Below are 20,226 nucleotides of genomic sequence, written 5' to 3'. Positions count from 1 at the left end.
CCTGGGACCGGCACGAATGGATCGAGCTGCTCGGGCGCACCCAGGTCGAGTTCACGCGCGTCGCCCCGCCGCGGGCCGGTGACGAGGTGCGCCCCTATCTGGCCGCGCACGCCTTCGTGCTCGGCGGTTTGCGCGACTTCCACGAACTCGGCCGCTTCCAGCGACTGACCCTCGCTCGCCAGATCTTCGGTGCCGACCTGGTCAACGCAGAGATCTCACGGGCACGGGCGGTCCTTGCGACCTGGGGCTACAGGCTCGGCGAGCCCGACGACCAAATGCTGCCGATCGTGCTGAGCCTGGTGCTGCTGCACAACGGCAGCCCGCACCTGGAAGACCTGACCACCACGGTGTTCGACGAGGTGCGCGAGGCCAGGATGCTCACCGGAGCCCGGGCCAACAGCCTCCACGCGCTCCAACGCGCCGTCGCCGAGCTCGGATTCTGCCAGGCGCCGGCCCGCCGGACCGGGGCGCACGTCGCGAAGGCCGGCGGCGGGGCCGGGCTGTGGGAGGCCTGGGCCGATCGGTGGTCGGCCACCTCGACACTCACGCCGAGGGTGCGCGGGTCGGTGCGCGCGGACCTGCTGAAAGTCGGGCGGTGGGCCGCCGAGCAGGAGCCGGAAGCGCAAGACCCGTCCACTTGGACCAGGGCCATGTGCGCCGCATGGGTCGCGGCGGTCGATCGGATGTGCGTGGGCGACTACGTCCAGCGCACCGTGGGGATCGCCGCCGACATCGGCAAGCCGTTGAACCCGGCGACGAAGGCCGCACGGATCTCCGCGCTGCGCCGCTTCTTCCTCGACGCCCAGGAATGGAAGTGGCTGGCGCGCCGCTTCGATCCGAATCGGGCGCTTTCGACGCCGCGGACCATCGCCGCGATGCTCGGACCGAACCCTCGTGTGATCGCCGACGAGATCTGGGCGAAGCTGCTGTGGGCCGGGCTGAACCTGACAGAAGAGGATCTGCCGCCGTCGAAAGCAGGGTTCTTCTACCCGATCGAGTTGGTCCGTGCCGTGACGTTGACCTGGCTGTTCTCTGGGCAGCGGTCGGATGAGATCGCGCGGCTCCGTCTCGGGTGCATCCGCTGGCAGCACGACGGCCGCCCGATCCCCGGCAACGCCGACGTTCCAGTCGCCGATGCCGTGTGCCTGCTGGACGTGCCGGCGCACAAGACCGGCACCTCCTTCAGCAAGCCGGTCGACCCGATTCTCGGACAGGCCATCGACGCCTGGCAGGCTATCCGCCCCGACCAGCCCCGGCTGCTCGACCGTCGCACCGGCGAGATGGTCGACGCGCTCTTCGCCCTGCGCGCCCGCCGGATATCCGTGGCCTACATCAACAACACCGTCATCCCCATGCTGTGTCGCAAGGCCGGGGTTCCGGCCGCCGATGTGCGCGGCAACATCACCAGCCACCGTGCCCGCTCGACGATCGCCAGCCAGCTCTACAACGCGAAGGAGCCGATGACGCTGTTCGAGCTGCAAGCCTGGCTCGGCCATCGCTCCCCGCAGTCCACCGCGTTCTACGCGAAGATCAGCCCCACGACCTTGACCCGCGCCTACGACGATGCGGGCTACTTCGCCCGCAACGTGCGCGCGATCGAGGTCCTGGTCGACCGCGACGCCGTCATTTCGGGAGCCGCCGCTGCTGGCGAACCGTGGCAGTACTACGACCTCGGACACGGCTACTGCTCCTACACCTTCTTCGAACAATGCCAGCACCGGATGGCCTGCGCGAAATGCGACTTCTACGCTCCCAAGGACTCGGGCAAAAGCCAGTTGCTCGAAGCGAAGCAGAACCTGCAGAAGATGCTCGCGAACATCCCGCTGACCGAGGATGAGAGGGCTGCGGTCGATGACGGACACGCCGCGCTCGACGCACTCCTTGACCGGCTCGCCGACGTGCCGACGCCTGCCGGCCCAACCCCACGCCAGCTCGCGATCCCGGCCACCGCGAAGCCCCTACCGATCGTCGGTGTGACACACCCGAGTTGATCTCCTGCGGCGCGGCCGAGTTGGCCGCGCCGCAGCAAGCCGCCTGAGCGTTAGCCTTCCCTGGTGGCCGACACTCCCACCGAGGCGCCGGACGTCGCTTGGAGCATGCTCACTTCAACCAGCGACGTCAGCCGCAAGGTGGCGCTGTCATGGCTTTCCGGGCTCGGCTTCAACCGTGCGGCACCCGCCGACGTGCTCCTCGCCCTGCTGGATGCCGACGAACCCGGTCTTTTGTGGCGCGAGGACCTGCCGCCCGAGGTCCTGGACGCCGCGGTCGTGCACACCGCCAGGCGCGTGCGCGCGACTGCTGCCGAAACCGGCCACCTTTCCCAGGACCAGTGGGAACGACTCATCGCCACCTCGCAGAGCTCGCGCGAGCGAGAACTGCTGACCGAATTCGCGGCAGAGCACCTGGCCACACAGCGGCTTTCCCGCGGCGGCCGCGGCATCGGACGCGCTCCGCACCCCGGGGCCACGCCGCCCACGACCCCCGAGCAGATCGCGGCCGCGGCCGCCGAGGTACCCGACATCGACCCGGACGGCCAGACGACCGCGCTGTGGTGGATCGGCGCTCTCCACCACAGCGCTGAAGCCATGCGCCAACTGGCAGCCTCACCGAAACTTCTCGTGCGTCGCAGCGTCGCGAGGGCGGCGCACCTCCCAGAGGACGTAGTGGCCTTACTCGCTCGCGACGAAGACCGCGTTGTACGGCTGTTTCTCGCCGAGTCCTGCGACGACGCGCCGCCGCAGATGCTTCTGGAAGTCGCATCGTGGTGGGACGGCAGCCTCTCCTTCCCAGGCCGACCACGCAACCACCCGAACTTCCCGCGCGACGGCCTACTGCGCTACGCAACCGACCCGAACCCGCGCCTACGGGCGCTCACACTCGACGACCCCGCGGCCACAAGCGCCCTGGTCGAAGAACTGAGCCTGGACCCAGACCGACTCGTTCGCATGGCCGCCGGCGCAGACCGCCGTCTCTCGCCGGATTCGCTGCGGCGGCTCACAACCGATCCGGACCAAGCCGTGCGATGGCGCGCTTGGATGAACCCATCCCTTCCGGCAGACGCGCTCGTGCGGCTCCTTCTCGACGCCCACAGCGCCGAATACTCCGCACACAACCCTCTTATCCCGATCCCCGCCATGCGCCACATGATCGCTCTCGGACAACACCACGCAGCGCCTCACTGAACCAACGACGTAACCGCAGCTCGCTCCCAATGTCGTGCGTACCCGAACCGCAGGGACTGTACGGTCTTCGGCTCTGTCGCACACTTTCGGCTCTGTCGCGCTTTCGGCTCTGTCGCGCTTTCGGTGGTGACGGTGTGTCAGGATGCTGCATGATGTGCCGTGTGTGATGTCGATCATCTTGTGAGCGTGGTGTTCTCCGGGCTGGCGCCGCTGGTCATCGAGGGCGTAACCGATGAGGGCGGCTTGATCCGGGTGTGGGCGCGGACCCCGTGCGGTCCGGTGGCCTGCCCGGGGTGCGGGACTGGGACGAGCCGGGTGCATGCGTATCAGAAGCGGGTCGTGGCTGATGTGCCGCTCGACGCGCGGCGGGTGCGGATCGTGGTGGGCGTTCGGCGGCTGAAGTGCACAGTCGTGCAGTGCGTGCGCCAGACCTTCCGTGAGCAGCTTCCCGGCGTTCTCGAGCGCTATCAGCGGCGCACCTCGCGCCTTGCCGGGCAGATTGGCGCGGTGGTGCGGGAACTGGCCGGACGTGCCGGATCGCGTGCCCTCTCCGTGCTGGCCATGGGCGTCTCGCGGCACACCGCCGTGCGTCTTCTGCTGCGCTTGCCGCTTCCCGAACTACGGATCCCACGTGTGCTGGGAGTCGACGACTTCGCTCTGCGCCGGCGGCACCGGTACGCCACGATCCTGATCGACGCCGAGACCCGCCGGCGTGTCGATGTGCTGCCCGGCCGCGGTGCCGATGCACTGGAGGCCTGGCTGCGCAAGCATCCGGGGGTTGAGATCGTCTGCCGCGACGGTTCGGGTGCCTACGCCGAGGCCATCCGCCGCGCTCTGCCGGACGCGGTGCAGGTCGGGGACCGCTGGCATATCTTCCACAACCTGGCCGAGGCGGTCTTGAAGGAGGTCGCCGCGCACAGCGCGTGCTGGGCGAAGGTCGGCCCGCCGATCCGCGAGGGCAAGCGCGCGGCCACCACCCTGCAGCGCTGGCAGCAGGTGCGCGACCTGCTGGACCGGGGCGTCGGGCTGCTCGAGTGCGCACGCCGATTGAACCTGGCGCTCAATACCGTCAAACGCTACGCGCGCGTGCCCGAACCCGAACGCCTGATCCGAGCTCCGCAGTACCGGCCCACCCTGGTAGATCCCTATCGTGACCACCTGCGGCGCCGTCGCGCCGAAGAGCCCGCCGTCCCGGTGCTCCAATTGCTCGAGGAGATCAAGGCACTGGGATACACCGGCAGCCAGAACCTGCTCTACCGCTACATCACCCAGGGCAGGGTCGAGGCCGAACGCTCAAGCCTCTCACCACGCCGCGTCAGCCGCCTGCTGCTCTCCAGGCCCGAGGGACTCTCGGACAAGGATCGCAGCCTGCTTGGCGAGTTGACGGCCGCCTGTCCGCAGATGACCGCGCTCGCCGATTGCGTCCGCCCCTTCGCCGATCTGCTCACCCCGCGCGCGGGAAACGCCGAGCGCCTCCAGCAGTGGACCACCGCGGTCCGCGCCGTCGACCTGCCTCACCTTCAGGCCTTCACCCGCGGCCTCGACTTCGACAAGAACGCCGTGCGCGCGGCCCTGACCCTGCCGTTCCACAACGGCGGCACCGAAGGCGTGAACACCAAGACAAAGCGGATCATGCGCCAGATGCACGGCAGAGCAGGCTTCGACCTCCTACGCCACCGGATACTCCTGGGCTGACCTCACACCCTGTCACCACCGAATGTGCGACAGAGCCGTTGACTGGACACTCCCCCTGCTGACCTGAGATGATCCGCGACAACGTCGACTGCGAGATCCCCGTCACGTCGGCAAGGGCGCGCTGGCTCAGTCCCGCGGCGACGCGGGCGCGTTCGATCAGAGCACCCCCATCCGTGGTTGGCATAGCTGCTCCTTGCGCGCTGAATCATGATCTCCCCGATTGATTCAAGTGTAGATCAGGCGGCCGCGGCCGCTAGCGACTGGCTCGACGCGGTGAGCTAGCGCTGAGTACTGAGGCGACGGACGGCTAGCGAGCGGCCCGGAGGGGCAGCGCAGCGTACAGGGCGCAGCCCGTGCGCGGCAGCGCCCTGAGTCCGTGGAGCGGCCGAGCCGCCAGGCGAGGAGGCGGAGCGGGGCGGGCAGGTGGGCCAAAGCAACCACGAGCCTGACGGGAGATGCCGCGTGCGTGTCACAGCATGCTGAGAAGTGGACGGTGGTTGGGTCGGCGTTGCGGTGGCGGGCACGTAGGCGACGGCTCCGGGGGTCGCCGCACGCGCGGCCCCTCACGCGGCGCCCCTCAAGCCCGCGCGGACAGCCCGTCGGCCATCAGGCGGCTGAGGGTGACCTGACCCATCTGGCTCATCGCCAGGTTGCTCTCGCGGTAGTACCAGGCCGCGCCGATCGCCTGCTGGAACGCCCACGCCTTGCCGCGCTGCCACTGCAGGTCGTCGCAGGCCAGGTCCTCGCGCAACTGCAGGCGCGCGGCGGCGTCCAGCAGGTGCCACGCGCAGACCAGGTCGAGGGCGGGGTCCGCCGGGCCGAGGCCGCCGACGTCAAGCACGCCGACGAGTCGGCCCCGGGAGACGAGTACGTTGCCGGGAATCAGGTCGCCGTGCGTCATCACGTCTTCGGAAGCGCGTGGCAGTAGCCGCAGTTCGGCCCACATCTGCCGCAGCCGCGGCACGTCGAGGAAGCCCTCGCACTTTTCGAGGCAGGTCTCGATCCACGGGTCGTGCGGCTTCAGGTCGCCGCCGCGGCCGTCTCCGCTGAACCTGCGTCCCCGCGTGTCGATCGCGCGCACGCCGCGGATGAACTCGGCCAGGTCGTGCGCGAACGGGATGGAGTCGGCCAGGTCCGTAGGGGTGGCGATGTCGCCCGGAATCCAGGTCTGCACCGACCAGGGAAGCGGGTAGCCGCGGCCCGGCTCGCCGATCGCGACGGGTTCGGGGGTAGGAAATCGGGTGCGGCCGGCGAGTTCGCTTGCGGCCTGCGCTTCGCGCTCCATCGAACGCCGGGTGGCTTCGACGCCGTCGGGCTTGAGCGGGAACCGGGCAGCCAGATCGTCGCCGATGCGGAAGATGGCGTTGACCGTACCCTGCGACGCGACCTCTCGAACGCGAAAGTCGCGCCACGCGGGGAACTGGTCACGCACCAGGTCGCGCACCATGTCCGGCGTGATGGTCAGCTGATCGGCATGCATGGTTCCCGCCACGCGTCAGCCCTCTGTCTTGATGAGCGGCACGTCTCGGGAGAACTGCCGGAACCCGACGCTGTAGTACAGCCCACGCGCCGCGCGATGTCCCGGCGCGCCCAGGCAGGCGACCGTCATGTGAGTGGCGCCGGCCGCTCGCGCCCGCTGCATTCCGTGCAGCAGCAGCGCCCGGCCGAGGCCGCGCCGCCGGTAGTGCGGATGCGTCCCGACCGGCTCGAACTCGGCTGTCCGGTTCGCCTCGTCGAGCCACATGATCGCCGATGCGGCCATGACTCCGTCCGGCGCCTCGACCAGCACGTGCAGGTCCCCGCGATAGGGCGGCGTTCTCCGCACGCCTTCGTAGGCCTCGACCGTATACGGCGACGGCGCCCAGGCATCCACGTGCGCCTGGACCACGGCCTGCGGCCCGGCCTCGTCCGCGGTGCGGAATCGGAACCCCTCCGGCAGCACCGGCAGCTCCACGTCGTCCAGATCCCGCACATTGAGCTGAGTCCACGAGCCGGTGTCGCCGAACGAGTCCGGATCGGGCACATAGCCATGCGCGGCCCACCGCTCCAAGGCGGCCTTGTCAGCAGCCTGCGCGACCACCGTGCGCTCAAGTCCGGGCGTCAAACCGTCGTACCAGTCGATCACCTCGTCGACCAGCTCGCTGTGGCCGGGATGAACCTGATACGCCAGACAGGCGCCGGTGACGTCCTTCACCGAACCGTCGTTGCGCCGCACCCGGTGCGGCAGCGCGGCCCAGCCCCAGCCGACCAGATCGTCACCGGAGAACCACAGCCGCCGCCGCCAGCTCTCGCCGACGCACGCGTGGCCCTTGCCCCAGATCCAGGCCAGCTCGCCATACGACGCGTCGCTGTTGACCAGGTCGAGCCGCACGGCCGTGACCCGCTGCGCCAAGCCCTGCATGAGCCGCACGTCCGCAGCGGTCACAAGATCGGCGTCACTCATGGCGCGCCACTGTGCCAGGGCAGCGCGAAGCCGTCGAACCATTTTCCGCTTCCGCCCGCGGCGACTACGCACTCGCGGCGGCTTCCTCCCGCAGCCGAACGCCGATAAGGCAGGTGTCGTCGTCCGTGTCCGCATTGCTGTGCCTGAGCAGGTAGTCCAGCTGCTCGCCGAGCGCGGGAACCGCGACCTGGGCCGCCGCGCGCAGGTGCTCCAGCGACTGGTCCAGCGAGGAGTCTTTCCGCTCGATCAGTCCGTCCGTGTACATCATCAGCGTGTCACCGGGATGCAGGGTGAGCTCCTGCTCGTCGTAGTGGGCCTCGCTGGTCGCGCCGAGCAGCATGCCGGTCGGCAGGGGCAGCGCGGTGGCGCGGCCGTCGCGGATCAGCAGGGGCGGCGGGTGACCCGCGCGCGCCCAGCGCAGCGTCTGGCTGCTCGGGTCGTAGATGCCGCACACGGCGGTCGCGGTGACGTGGTCGGTCAGGTGGTGGGCGACCGTGTTGAGCCAGCTGAGCAGCTGCGCCGGGCCGGCCCCGGTGGCCGCGAGGCCGCGCAGGGCGTTGCGCAGCGCCACCATGTCGGTGGCCGCGTCGATGCCGTGGCCAGCGACGTCGCCGACGGCCAGCAGGATCTGCTCCGTGGGCAGCACGACCGCGTCGTACCAGTCGCCGCCGACCAGGTGGTCCGTCTCGGCCGGACGGTAGCGCACCGCGATGTCCAGACCGGCCGCGTCGACGGGCCGCGGCGCCGAGGGCATGATGGCCCGCTGCAGGCGCAGCGCGAGCCGGTTGCGCTCGGCCGCCTCCTGCTCCGTGTGCGCCAGCTGGTCCCGGGTGGCCGCCAGCGCGATCTCGGTCCAGTGCTGCGATGAAATGTCCTGACACGCGCCGCGCACCGCGATGAGCAGGCCGGCGTCGTCCACGACGGGCTCGGCGACGATCCGGATGTAGCGCAGCACGCCGTCCGGGCGCTGGAGCCGGAAGGCGGCCGACGCGGCCGCGTGGCGGTGCATCAGGGCACGAAGGAACCGGCTCAGCGCGTCCGCGTCGTCCGGGTGCGCGTGGTTCTCCAGCCGGCCCAGCGGGATCGGCTGCGCGGTGGGCGGCAGGCCGTAGAGGTCGAACAGCTGGGCGTTCCACGTCGTCTCGCCGGTGACCAGGTTCTCCTCGAAGCCGCCGATCCGGCCCAGCCGCTGCGCGTGCTGCAGCAGCGTCGCCAGCCTGGCCGCCTCGTCCTGCAGCCGCCAGGTCAGCAGCACGCTGCGGCCGAGCCGGCTGATGCCTACCGCCGCGACGGAGGAGACCGGCACCTGGTCGATGCGCGAGTTGAGCACCAGCTGCTCGGTGCTGAACGGCTCGCCGGTCGCGTATACGTGCTCGACCTTGTCGAAGAGCGCGCCGGGCTCCGCGGCCAGCGGGTAGGCCTCAAGCAGCGGAAGGCCGGTCACCACCGCGCGCGGCCGCCCGGCCGGATCCGCGAAGTTCTCATTCGTGTATTCGATGGTGAAGTCAACGAGCCGGCCCTCCGCGTCATGCAGGGGGCTGAGAATGAGCGCCGGGTCGAGCAGGGTGTCGACGAGGTCGGTGAGCTGCGGATCGGCGGCTCGGCCCCGCGTAGCCGCGGGGGCCCCGGCGCGTGGGGTGGTGTGCGCGGCGATCTGCTGGCCGCCGTCGAGGGTGTAGGCGCACAGTTCGGCGAGGGCCTCCAGCTGCCTGATGACCACCGGCTGCAGGTCGCCTATGGATTGCGGCCAGCAGACCTCCAACACGCCGAGCACCCGCCCGCCGAGCTCGGCGGGCAGGGCCACCCGGCCCCCGGCGTCGTCCCGCCGATTCGCTCCGATGCTGGGCACGTCGCAGTCCGAGGCGTCCATGATGAACTGCAGGCCGCGTTCGACGACGGCTCGGCGGGCCAGCGTGGCGACGTGCGGCGGAACGTGCCGCCAGCGCTGCGCCTCCGCGGGGCTGAATCCGGCGTATCCGGCCAGCACGAGGGAACCGTCGGTGCCCAGCTCCCAGATGGCGACCGCCTCCGCGCCGAGCGGCCCGAGCGCGTGCTGCTTGAGCGACTGGGCCGCGGCGTGCGCGTCGGTGGCGCTGATCACGCCGGACTCGGCGGTGCGAAGCCGCGCGCCCGGGCTGGCTTCGGGCTCTGAGAACACCACGGCGGGGGAGCCGGAGAACGCCGCGATCGCGGCGTCGACGTCTGAGTCGTCCGGGGTGCGGACCGCGCCGGCGGCCGAGCCGGGGTGCTCTCGGGCGATGCGGGTGAGCGGGTCGTTGGAGATCTCGTTGACCAGGTCCGCGGCCAGCTCGAGCGCCGGCAGCCCGCTGCGCTCGGACAGCACGTCGAGCTGCTTCGCCGCGTCGGCCTGGCCGCAGCGCAGCCGCTCCATCAGGATGCCCTTGGCCAGCTCGACCAGAGCCCGGGCGTCCGCCGTCGTCTCAGCGTTCCGCAACTGCCCGCGCAACCGGTCGACCGTGGCGGCCAGCCTGCCGATGCCCGGCGTGACCACCTCGCTCGACCCGGCGGCGGTCTCGGCGGTCTCGGCGGCTTCGTCGGGCTCAGCCGCCGAATCGCCGCCGAGTGGGGGAGTAGGGGTAAGGGTCATGATTCAGTGCCGGTTCGCCCTCTGTCGGTTCTGCGGTCGGACTCTCAAGGCGCCGGGCCTCACAGCTTCAGCGCGCGGCGGATGCAGTCGATGAGCACGGCCGCGTCCACCGGCTTGGTCACGTAGTCGCTGGCGCCGGCGGCCAGGCTCTTCTCCCGGTCGCCCTGCATGGCCTTGGCGGTCACCGCGATGATCGGCAGGTCCGCGCGCTCCGGCATGGACCGGATCCGCGCGGTCGCCTCGTAGCCGTCCATCTCCGGCATCATCACGTCCATCAGGATCAGCTCGATGCTCGGATCGCTGCGCAGCACCTCGATGCCCTTGACGCCGTTCTCCGCGTTGAGCACCCGCATGCCGTGGAACTCCAGCATCCCGGTCAGCGCGAACACGTTGCGCGCGTCGTCGTCCACGACCAGGACCGTGCGCCCGGCCAGCCGGCTGTCGCTCTCCGGCAGTTCGGCCGGCTGCCGGCTCTCCGTGCTCGCCAGCGGCACCACGTCCGCGGGGCGCTCCGCGGTCAGGTGCAGCGCGATGCGCTCGCGCAGCTCGTCGAGGCTCGGCAGCAGCTCCAGCGGATAGACCTGGGCGTGCGCCTGGATCAGCCGCTCCTGCTCCGCGTCGAGCCGCCGGTTGTGGTGCGCCAGGACCGGGATCGCGTGCAGCGCCGGATCGTCGCTGCGGGCCTGCAGGAACCGCGCCGCGCCCTCGTCGGCCATGTTCAGCTCCAGGACCACGCAGTGGTACGGCTCGGTCGCCAGCGCCGCCGCGGCCTCCTGCGCGCCCACCGCGGTGCGGATCTGCACCGGGCCGCGCCCGTCCAGCAGCGGCCTGTTGTCCGCGAGATCCGCGACCGCGCTCTCGGCGACCAGCGAGAGCAGTCCGCGCGGCCGGTCCTCGATCACCAGCAGCCGGCGCGCTCCGGGCGCCGGACCGTCATCAGGGTCCTGCGGGATGGAGGTGACCGTCACCGCCGCGGCCGCGGCCGCGCCGCCAGCCGGGCGCCGCGCGCGGTCGCGCCGGCCCACCGCCTCGGATTCGACCACTGACACCGACTCGGCCTGCGGCTGCGCCGCGGCCGGCTGCAGCGGGAGCGAGGCCCAGTCCGGGTGCGCGACGGGGAGGTACAGCGTGAAGGTGCTGCCCTCGCCGACCGCGCTGTGCGCGGTGATCGCCCCGCCGAGCAGCTGTGCGATCTCCCGGCTGATGGACAGGCCAAGGCCGGTGCCGCCGTACTTGCGGCTGGTGGTGCCGTCGGCCTGCTGGAACGCGCCGAAGATGGTCTCCAGCTGCTGGTCCGGGATGCCGATGCCGGTGTCGCGCACCCGGAACGCCAGCGCCGGGCCGTTGCGCCGCGCGGCCGGCGGCAGTTCTTGCGCGGAGGCCGGCTCGATGCTCAGCTCGACGCTGCCGGCCTCGGTGAACTTCACCGCGTTGGACAGCAGGTTGCGCAGCACCTGCCGCAGCCGCGAGTCGTCGGTCAGCAGCTCGCCGGGCACGTCGCTGGCCGTGCGCACCCGGAACTCCAGGCCCTTCTGCGTGGTCAACGGGTGGAACGTGGCCTCGACGTAATCCAGCAGACGGCGCAGCGAGACCCGCTCCGGGTCCACGTCCATCTTGCCCGCCTCGACCTTGGACAGGTCCAGGATGTCGTTGATCAGCTGCAGCAGGTCCGAGCCCGCGGAGTGGATCACCCCGGCATACTCGACCTGCTTCGGCGTCAGGTTGCGGGTCGGGTTCTGCGCGAGCAGCTGCGCGAGGATCAGCAGGCTGTTGAGCGGGGTGCGCAGCTCGTGGCTCATGTTGGCCAGGAACTCAGACTTGTACTTGGAGGCCAGCGCGAGCTGCTGGGCGCGCGCCTCGAGCTCCTGCCTGGCGTTCTCGATCTCCAGGTTCTTGGCCTCGATGTCGCGGTTCTGCGTCGCCAGCAGCGCCGCCTTCTCCTCCAGCTCGGCGTTCGAGCTCTGCAACTCCTCCTGCCGCACCTGCAGCTCCTCGGAACGGGCCTGCAGCTCGGCGGCCAGGCGCTGCGACTCGACGAGCAGCTCGTCGGTGCGGGCGTTGGCCACGATGGTGTTCACGTTGACGCCGATGTTCTCCATCAGCTGCTCGAGGAACGCCCGGTGCACCGGGGTGAACGCGTGCACCGAGGCCAGCTCGATCACGCCGAGCACCTGCTCCTCGACCACGATCGGCAGCACCACGAGGTTGGACGGCGCGGTCTCGCCGAGCCCGGAGCTGATCGCCACGTAGCCGGGCGGCACGTCGTCGACCGCGATGATCCGCCGGCTGCGCGCCGCCTGACCGATGAGCGACTGGCCGAGCCGGAACCGGGTGGGCCGGCCGCCCGGATCGCCGTACGAGCCGATCAGCCGCAGCTCGGTGCCGCTCGGCGCGTCCTCGGCCAGGAAGAACGCGCCGTACTGCGCGCCGACCAGCGGGGCCAGCTCGTCCATGATCAGCTCGGCGACCACCGACAGGTCTCGCTGACCCTGCATCAGGCCGCTGATCCCGGCCAGGTTCGACTTGAGCCAGTCCTGGTCCCGGTTCGCCCGGGTGGTCTCGCGCAGCGATTCCACCATCGCGTTGATGTTGTCCTTGAGTTCGGAGACCTCTCCCGAGGCGTCCACGGTGATCGAGCGGGTGAGGTCGCCCTCCGCGACCGCGCTGGTGACCTCGGCGATCGCACGCACCTGCCGGGTCAGGTTCCCGGCCAGCTCGTTGACGTTCTCGGTAAGCCGCTTCCAAGTCCCTGACACGCCCTCGACCTCGGCCTGTCCGCCCAGCCTTCCCTCGCTGCCCACCTCGCGGGCCACGCGGGTGACCTCCGCGGCGAAGGAGGAGAGCTGGTCGACCATCGTGTTGATGGTGGTCTTCAGGGCCAGGATCTCGCCGCGCGCGTCGACGTCGATCTTCTTGGTCAGGTCGCCCTGCGCGACCGCCGTGGTGACCTGCGCGATGGAGCGCACCTGGTTGGTCAGGTTGTTCGCCATCACGTTGACGTTGTCGGTCAGGTCCTTCCAGGTTCCTGATACGCCGCGCACGGTGGCCTGGCCGCCGAGGTTTCCCTCGGTGCCGACCTCGCGGGCCACGCGGGTGACCTCGTCCGCGAACGCCGAGAGCGTGTCGACCATGGTGTTGATGACGTCGGCCAGCGCCGCCACCTCGCCCTTGGCCTCGACGGTGATCTTGCGGGTCAGGTCGCCCTTGGCCACCGCCTCCGCGACCTGCGCGATGGAGCGCACCTGGTTGGTCAGGTTGGAGGCCATGACGTTGACGTTGTCGGTCAGGTTTTCCCAGGTTCCTGATACGCCGCGCACGGTGGCCTGGCCGCCGAGGTTTCCCTCGGTGCCGACCTCGCGGGCCACGCGGGTGACCTCGTCCGCGAACGCCGAGAGCTGGTCGACCATCGTGTTGATGGTCTCCTTCAGCTCCAGGATCTCCCCGCGCGCGTCGACGCGGATCTTCTGGGTCAGGTCGCCCTTCGCGACCGCCGTGGTGACTTCGGCGATCGAACGCACCTGGGCGGTGAGGTTGTCGGCCATGACGTTGACGGACTCGGTCAGGTCCTTCCAGGTCCCTGATACGCCCTTGACGTCGGCCTGGCCGCCCAGCCGCCCTTCGGTGCCGACCTCACGGGCCACACGCGTGACCTCGGCGGCGAAGGAGGAGAGCTGGTCGACCATCGTGTTGAGGGTGTTCTTGAGCTCCTGGATCTCGCCGCGGGCCGCGACGTCGATCTTCTGGGTCAGGTCGCCCTTCGCGACCGCGGTGGCGACCGCGGCGATCGACCGCACCTGGGCGGTCAGGTTGCCCGCCATGAAGTTCACCGAGTCGGTCAGGTCGCGCCAGGTTCCGGCGACGCCGGGGACCTGCGCCTGGCCGCCGAGGTTTCCCTCGGTGCCGACTTCTCGGGCGACTCGGGTGACCTCGGCGGCGAAGGAGGAGAGCTGGTCGACCATCGTGTTGAGGGTGTTCTTGAGCTCCAGGATCTCGCCGCGGGCCGCGACGTCCATCTTCTGGGTCAGGTCGCCCTTGGCCACCGCCGTCGCCACCTGCGCGATGTCGCGCACCTGGGTGGTCAGGTTGCCGGCCATCGCGTTCACCGAGTCGGTCAGATCCTTCCAGGTGCCCGACACCCCCGGCACCTCCGCCTGACCGCCCAGTCGCCCTTCCGTGCCCACTTCGCGGGCGACGCGGGTGACTTCGGAGGTGAACAGGGACAGCTGCGCGACCATGCCGTTGAACACGGTCTCGATCTCGCCCATCACCCCCTCGCCGGTCTCCGGCAGCTGCGTGCCGAAGTCCCCGTCCCGCACCGCGGTCAGCCCGGCCAGCAGCTGGCGTAGCCCCGCCGCCTCGGCCCCCTCCGCGATCTTCGCCGAGTTCGCGGCAGTGCCCCGAACCCTTGTGACCGTGTCGCCACCAGCCCTGCCGGCCATTAAGCGTCCCTATCCCTCTTCGCCGTTAGGCGACCCACAACGCGAACGGCCCGGATACCCGTGATCACCGGTTCCATGCGAGCCGATTTCGAGAATCTTCGGGCCGATCGAGGAGCGCGCCGCCGTTCACTGGATCGTCCGCCCTAGACCTTGCTTACCCTAACTAAGCTTTCGTAAGGTGGTCGATTGTGAGCACTACTCAGCAGCGCCTCGACGCCTCAGCCCCGCCCCCGAGCCGCGACCCGGCGCGGCAGGGGGAGCCGGGGCCGCGCTACAAGTGGGTCGCGCTGTCGAACACCACGCTCGGGGTGTTCATGGCGGTGCTCGACGGCTCGATCGTGATCATCGCGCTGCCGGCCATCTTCCGCGGCATCGGGCTCGACCCCCTCGCCGCCGGGAACATCGGCTACCTGCTGTGGATGATCATGGGCTACCTGCTGGTCACCGCGGTGCTGGTGGTGGCGCTCGGCCGGCTCGGCGACATCTACGGCCGGGTGCGCATCTACAACCTGGGCTTCGCGGTCTTCAGCGCCGCCTCGCTGGCGCTCTCCCTCGATCCGCTGCACGGCCAGAGCGGCGCGCTCTGGCTGATCGGTTTCCGCATCGTGCAGGCGGTCGGCGGCGCGATGCTGATGGCCAACTCCGCGGCGATCCTCACCGACGCCTTCCCGGCGCACCAGCGCGGCATGGCGCTCGGCGTGAACCAGATCTCGGCGCTGGCCGGGCAGTTCCTCGGCCTGGTCGCCGGCGGGGTGCTGGTGACCATCGACTGGCGCGCGGTCTTCTGGATCAATGTGCCGATCGGCTTCATCGGCACCATCTGGTCGTACCGCACGCTGCGCGAGATCGGCACCTCGAGGGCCGCGCGGATCGACTGGCCCGGGAACCTGACTTTCACCTGCGGCGCGCTGGCGCTGCTGGCCGCGATCACCTACGGCATCCAACCCTACGGCGGCGCGTCGACGGGGTGGACCAACCCGCTGGTGCTCGGGCTGCTGAGCGGCGGGGTGGTCCTGCTGCTCCTGTTCGGCGTGATCGAGACCCGGGTCGCCGAGCCGATGTTCCAGCTCGGCCTGTTCCGCATCCGCGCCTTCGCGGCCGGGAACGCCGCCGCGCTGCTGACCGCGATAGCCCGCGGCGGCCTGCAGTTCATGCTGATCATCTGGCTGCAGGGCATCTGGCTGCCGCTGCACGGCTACGACTTCGCGGACACGCCGCTGTGGGCGGGTATCAGCATGCTGCCGCTGACGGCCGGGTTCCTCGTGGCCGGGCCGCTGTGCGGATTCCTGTCCGACCGTTTCGGCGCGCGCCTCTTCGCCACCAGCGGCCTGGTGTTGATGGCGGGGGCGTTCGTCGGCCTGCTGCTTCTGCCGGTGGATTTCTCGTACGCGGCGTTCGCGGTGCTGGTCTTCGTCAGCGGCGTCGGACAGGGCATGTTCTCGGCGCCGAACACCTCGTCGATCATGGGCGCGGTACCGCCGGAGCGGCGCGGCGTCGCCTCCGGGATGCGCGCGACCTTCCAGAACTCGGGCACCTCGCTGTCCATCGGGGTGTTCTTCTCCCTGATGATCATCGGGCTGGCCTCGAGCCTGCCGCACGCGCTGACCACGGGATTGCAGGCGCAGGGCGTGCCGGCGCCAGTGGCCGCCGGCGTCGCGACGCTCCCGCCGGTCGCCACGCTGTTCGCCGCCTTCCTCGGGCAGAACCCGATCGGACACCTGCTGGCCCCCTCCGGCGTGCTGCACACCCTTCCGGCGCACAACGCCGCGGCCCTGACCGGAAACCACTTCTTCCCACAGCTCATATCAGGCCCGTTCCATCATGGGCTGACGATCGTGTTCGGCACGGCCGCGGGGATGGCCTTGATCGCGGCGGTCGCGTCGCTGTCCCGGGGAAAGCCGCAGCCTGTCGACCGGTAGACCGGCACCAGGGAGCCCGTGGGCGCGCAAAGGGACACCGTTCGGTAAAGAACGGCGATACTTACGGTCATGGGCGGCGGCGACAATGACCCGATGACCGACGGTTGTCACGACTGGACCGGCCACGTCATCGTCTGCGGCCTGCGCGGCGTCGGGCTGCGCGCCGTCGAGCAGCTGCGTTTCGCCGGCGTGCGCGTAGTAGTCCTGGACGACGACCCGGATCCGCGGATGACGGCGGTTGTGCGCAACTGGGGCGTTCCGCACGTCGTCGGCAGCGCGCGGCTCGGCACGCTGGAAGCGGTCGGACTGGCCGGCGCGTCGGCGATCGTGTGCGTGCAGGAGGACGACCTGCACACCTTGGAGACCGCGCTGCTCGCCCGCGAACAGCGGCCGGACCTGCGCGTCGTCGTGCTGCTGCGCAATCCGGCGGTCGGGCGGGCGATGGCGGGGATCGGCGTCGCGGTGCTCGACGTCGCCGGGCTGTCCGCGCCCTCGGTCGTCGAGGCCTGCCTGCGCTCGGCCGTGCACGAGATCGAGCTGGCGGGGGAGCGGTTCGTCGCGGTGACGGTGACCGCAAGCAGAAAGGCGACGCTGCGTTCCCTCTACGGTGACCTCGCTCCCGTGGCGGTCGTCCCAGCCGGAAGCACGCGGGTTGTCGTGTGCCCGGGCCGCGACCACCTGGTGAACGAGGGCGACGCGGTCACCCTGCTCGGCACACCCGAGCTGGTCCCCGCGCCGACGCACGATCGCGCGGTGCCTGCGCAGCACCACTCCGGGCCGGGGTTATTGAGCCGCATCCGCACCGCGTTCGGCTCGTTCTTCGCGGCGGCCGACCGACGCCTGCTGCTCCCGTTCGCCGGGCTGTTCGCCCTCGTCGTGGTCTCGACCGCCGTGCTGCGCATGGGATATCGCGGGTCGGACGGCCGCGGGATGACCGTGGTCGACGCGCTCTACTTCAACGTGGAGACGGTCACCACCATCGGCTACGGCGACTTCTCCTTCCACGACCAGCCCGCCTGGCTGCGCGTCTACGCGATCGGGCTGATGATCGTCGGCACCATGCTGGTCGCTGTGTTCTTCGCGATGCTCACCAACCTGCTGATCAGCCGCCGGATCGAGGAGGCGCTCGGGCGCGGGCGGCTGACCGGGCTGCGCGGGCACGTCGTGGTGGTCGGCCTCGGCTCGGTCGGCGCGCGGGTGGCCGAGCGGCTGGCGGCCGAGCAGGCGCGGGTGGTGGTGGTCGAACAGAACCAGGACAACCGGTACCTGGCGCAGATGCGCGCTCTGGGCGTTCCGGTGGTCATCGCGGACGCCACCCAGCCGCAAGCGCTGCGTGCGGTCAACCTCGCCGACGCGCGGGCGGTGGCGGTGCTCACCAGCGATGACCTGGTGAACCTGGAGACCGGCCTGGCGGTGCGCGACCAGCTCGGCGCGCGCTGGGCGCAGGTTCCCGTGGTGCTGCGGCTCTTCGACGAGCAGCTGGGCCAGACCGTGGAGCGCAGCTTCGGCTTCGGCTCGGTCCGCTCCACCGCCGCGCTCGCCGCGCCCTGGTTCGTCGGCGCCGCGCTCGGCCTCGACGTGCTCGGCACCTTCTACGTCGGGCACCAGCCGATGCTCGTCGGCCGGCTGACCGTCGCGCCCGGCGGGGGTCTGGACGGGCTGGCGATGGGCTCGCTGTCCGCGCGCACCCGCGTGGTGGCCATCGGCCGCGCGGACGGCGACCCCGGCAGCGGGCTTGAGTATCCGCCGCGGCGGGGAACCCGGTTCCGGGCCGGCGATCAGGCCTACGTCATCGGCCCCTACGAGGAGCTGCTGCAGCTGCTGCGCCGCGACTCCCTCTCGCCGGGCCAAGTGACGCCGCCGACGCTCCTCGCGCCCGAAGCGACCGCGCCCCGCGGCGTGATCCCGCGCTCCGCCCGCTGACCAGCGTGGTCAACACGCTGTTTCGTGCCCGGTTCGTACGTAAAGCGTTGTATGGGTAGGCCCGATGGGTCGCTGCCTCAGCAGAGTATTGCCATCGATCATCCACACGCATAGCGTTCGAACGTCGCCGGATCCGCAAATCACGCGGAACCGTGTCTCGAACGCGCCGCGCCGGACCGGCCGCGGCGTAAGGGAGGGAGAGACCAGCTCATGCACCGCATACGCCCAGTTCAGGGCGTGCTCATCGCCGCGGCCTCGGCCGCACTTGTCGCCGTGAGCCCGGGATTCGCCAACGCGGCGGCCACCGGCTCGCCGGGCGGGGACCATCCGGCCCCGCTCGAATCCGCGAAGGTGGCCCAGCGTGCCCACGCCAGCGCCGCGGCCCGCACCCACACGACACCCAACCCGCTGCTGAAGGAGCAGTTCGTCTCCGGCACCGACGAGATGGCGGACGCGCCGAGCGTCTCGGCGCTGTGCACGTCCTTCCTCGGCCAGCCGAACCCCTATGCCGCGCTCGCCCCGAACGTGGACGTCATCAAGGGCGACACGGTCGTCCCGGTGGGCAGCCAGACCGGCTGTGACTCCGCGCAGAACGAAACGACGGTCACGCAGAACCCGTGGAACCCGGCCAACCTGGTGTCCGGCTCCAACGACTACCGCGTCTTCAACAGCCGAGAGCAGCGCAACGACGCCTCCGGCTGGGCGTATACGACCTTTGACGGCGGCAAGACCTGGAAGAACGTCCTCGCGCCGCACCTGACCTTCCAGACCGGCGCGAGCGCCCCGCTCTCCCTGGCCGACTCGGCCGGCGACCCGGCCCTCGCCTTCGGCCCGAACAACACCGTGTACTACGCCAACCTGGTCTTCTCCCGGGCCGCGCCCGCCAACGGCGGCTCGCAGTCGGCCAGCGGCATCACCGTCTCCGTCTCCCACGACGGCGGCAAGACCTTCGGCGACCCGACCATCGTGCACCTGGACGGCTTCAACGCGAACGGCACCGAGGGCCCGACCGACATCTTCAACGACAAGGAATGGATCGCCGTCGACCAGCACACCGGCGCGGTCTACGTGACCTGGACCCAGTTCACCTTCGACGCGGCCGGCAACTACCTGTCCTCGCCGACGGTCGAGGCGAAGTCCACCGACGGCGGCAAGCACTTCTCCGCCCCGGTCGGCATCTCGCCGACGCTGGCGAACTTCAAGACCGGCATCACCCCGTTCGGCACCGGCACCAACCCGGTGGTGGCGAACGACGGCACGCTGTACGTCGCCTATGAGGACTCCGTCTGCCAGACCGCGGCCTGCAACGCGCCGACCGACCACGACGCGGTGATCATCGCCACGTCCCGGGACGGCGGCAAGTCCTTCACCAACCAGGAGGCGGCGCAGGACTTCGACTTCCCGTTCAACGCGGACATCGGCAACAGCTCGCTGACCGGGGAGAACTTCCGGCTCAACTCCTTCCCGCAGCTGACCTACGACCGGGTCCAGAACCGGCTGTACGCGACCTGGGCGGACGACCGCAACGGCCTGTACAACTCCTCCGGCGTGTCCGTGCGCACCAACGGCAACGCGCTGCTGATCTCGGCGGAAGCGCACAGCCACGGCGCGCTGTCCTGGTCGGCCGCGCAGAGCGTGGGCGCCGGCACCGACGAGGTGTACCCGGCCGTCGCGGCGTACAACGGGCACATCGCGGTCAGCTACTACACCCGCTACTACGACCCGGCGGGCATCGGTCTGGACTTCGCGATGGTCTCCGGCGACCGCTGGTCGGTCGGGCACAACCCGCAGCGGCGGCTGACCAAGCAGACCGAGAACCCGCAGGTGCAGTTCGTCTCGATCGGCCTGGTCTCCGGCAACGTGCTGCAGGGCGTGTTCATCGGCGACTACACGGCGATCGCGATGGGGCCGGACTTCCAGGCGCACCCGGTCTGGACCGACTTCCGCGGCAACCCGGGCGTGAACGACCCGAACCAGGACGTCGTCACGCAGTCGGTGTACATCTTCCGGTAGCCGT

The 20,226-nt window shown here is 70.4% G+C and carries 10 protein-coding genes and 1 pseudogene; 6 read left to right on the top strand and 5 right to left on the bottom strand.

The features are described from left to right. The 3 genes from VFB40_RS25535 to VFB40_RS25525 form a co-directional block, all read left to right on the top strand. On the top strand, positions 1–1,991 hold a 1,991-nt coding region (locus tag VFB40_RS25535), incomplete at its 5' end, for a tyrosine-type recombinase/integrase (protein ID WP_324855008.1). A 63-nt stretch (positions 1,992–2,054) separates the two neighbouring features. After that, on the top strand, positions 2,055–3,182 hold the full coding sequence (locus VFB40_RS25530) for a hypothetical protein (RefSeq protein ID WP_324855006.1): 1,128 nt from the start codon (positions 2,055–2,057) through the stop codon (positions 3,180–3,182). Between the two features lie 159 nt (positions 3,183–3,341). Next, positions 3,342–4,877 (top strand): ISL3 family transposase, encoded by a 1,536-nt coding sequence (locus VFB40_RS25525; RefSeq protein ID WP_422653139.1) that lies wholly within the window; start codon positions 3,342–3,344, stop codon positions 4,875–4,877. Positions 4,878–4,932: 55 nt separating this feature from the next. Here the strand turns inward: VFB40_RS25525 and VFB40_RS28835 are convergent. The 5 genes and pseudogenes from VFB40_RS28835 to VFB40_RS25505 all read right to left on the bottom strand — a co-directional run. Further along, a pseudogene (locus VFB40_RS28835) lies at positions 4,933–5,061 on the bottom strand (helix-turn-helix domain-containing protein); the annotation flags it as partial. A 393-nt stretch (positions 5,062–5,454) separates the two neighbouring features. Next, on the bottom strand, positions 5,455–6,357 hold the full coding sequence (locus tag VFB40_RS25520) for an aminoglycoside phosphotransferase family protein (protein ID WP_324855004.1): 903 nt from the start codon (positions 6,355–6,357) through the stop codon (positions 5,455–5,457). A 15-nt stretch (positions 6,358–6,372) separates the two neighbouring features. After that, entirely contained in the window at positions 6,373–7,320 is a 948-nt protein-coding gene (locus VFB40_RS25515; RefSeq protein WP_324855002.1) for a GNAT family N-acetyltransferase, read from the bottom strand. 64 nt (positions 7,321–7,384) lie between these two features. Beyond that, positions 7,385–9,928, bottom strand: a complete 2,544-nt coding sequence (locus VFB40_RS25510) for a SpoIIE family protein phosphatase (RefSeq protein WP_324855000.1) — start codon at positions 9,926–9,928, stop codon at positions 7,385–7,387. A 59-nt stretch (positions 9,929–9,987) separates the two neighbouring features. Next, complete coding sequence (locus tag VFB40_RS25505) at positions 9,988–14,367, bottom strand: HAMP domain-containing hybrid sensor histidine kinase/response regulator (RefSeq protein WP_324854998.1); 4,380 nt, start codon at positions 14,365–14,367, stop codon at positions 9,988–9,990. 287 nt (positions 14,368–14,654) lie between these two features. On the opposite strand from VFB40_RS25505, the gene VFB40_RS25500 reads away from it, so the two are divergent. The 3 genes from VFB40_RS25500 to VFB40_RS25490 all read left to right on the top strand — a co-directional run bounded on the left by VFB40_RS25500 (position 14,655) and on the right by VFB40_RS25490 (position 20,222). After that, positions 14,655–16,286, top strand: coding sequence for an MFS transporter (locus VFB40_RS25500; protein WP_414642151.1), 1,632 nt, complete (start codon positions 14,655–14,657; stop codon positions 16,284–16,286). Positions 16,287–16,379: 93 nt separating this feature from the next. Further along, positions 16,380–18,209: an NAD-binding protein gene (locus tag VFB40_RS25495; RefSeq protein WP_324854994.1), complete on the top strand. Its 1,830-nt coding sequence runs from the start codon at positions 16,380–16,382 to the stop codon at positions 18,207–18,209. A gap of 210 nt (positions 18,210–18,419) precedes the next feature. Continuing rightward, positions 18,420–20,222: a sialidase family protein gene (locus tag VFB40_RS25490; RefSeq protein WP_324854992.1), complete on the top strand. Its 1,803-nt coding sequence runs from the start codon at positions 18,420–18,422 to the stop codon at positions 20,220–20,222. Positions 20,223–20,226 lie beyond the last annotated feature (4 nt).

It is taken from the genome of Actinocrinis sp., from assembly GCF_035650855.1.
Lineage (GTDB): Bacteria > Actinomycetota > Actinomycetes > Streptomycetales > Catenulisporaceae > Actinocrinis.
Note: the sequence above shows the minus strand (reverse complement) of the source record. Positions and strands in the feature narration are given on the sequence as shown.